General features: G+C 75.1%; 2 pseudogenes. One reads left to right on the plus strand and one right to left on the minus strand.

Features of this window, described 5'->3' with window-relative positions:
* Nucleotides 1-205 (plus strand): annotated as a pseudogene (locus F0L68_RS43110) (S41 family peptidase); the annotation flags it as partial.
* A gap of 15 nt (nt 206-220) precedes the next feature.
* On the opposite strand, the pseudogene F0L68_RS41475 reads toward F0L68_RS43110, so the two are convergent.
* Nucleotides 221-442 (minus strand): annotated as a pseudogene (locus F0L68_RS41475) (hypothetical protein); the annotation flags it as partial.

The following is a 442-nucleotide window of genomic DNA, read 5'->3' on the forward strand; positions in this document are numbered from 1 at the left end:
GGTGCCGTCGGGGCGGGCGATCAACCCGGTGTCGGGCACCAACTGGGAGGCCGTCGGAGTGCGGCCGCATGTCGAGGTGCCGGCGGAGCGGGCGTTGGACACGGCCTACGGGTTGGCGTTGCGGGACGGGCTCGGCCTCGGCGCGGAGGGCGAGCGACGGGTGGTGGCGGAGGAGGCCCGATTGTCGCTGAAGGACTTGGGCTGATCGGCTGCGGCCGGCTCAGGCGGCGTGGTCGTCGTGCCAGGACCGTAGCAGGCGGTCGCCGATGGAGTCGGTCCCGGCCAGTGGGCGGCGGGTGGCGCGGGCGCGGAGTTCGGCCGGGGGGAACCAGCGGGCGTCGAGGAGATCGACGCCGTCCACGGCGTTGGTGTCGGTGCGCGCGGTGGCGCGGAAGCCGACCATGAGCCCGGCGGGGAAGGGCCAGGCCTGGGACGCCTGGTA

The organism is Solihabitans fulvus, assembly GCF_008386585.1.
Classification (GTDB): domain Bacteria; phylum Actinomycetota; class Actinomycetes; order Mycobacteriales; family Pseudonocardiaceae; genus Solihabitans; species Solihabitans fulvus.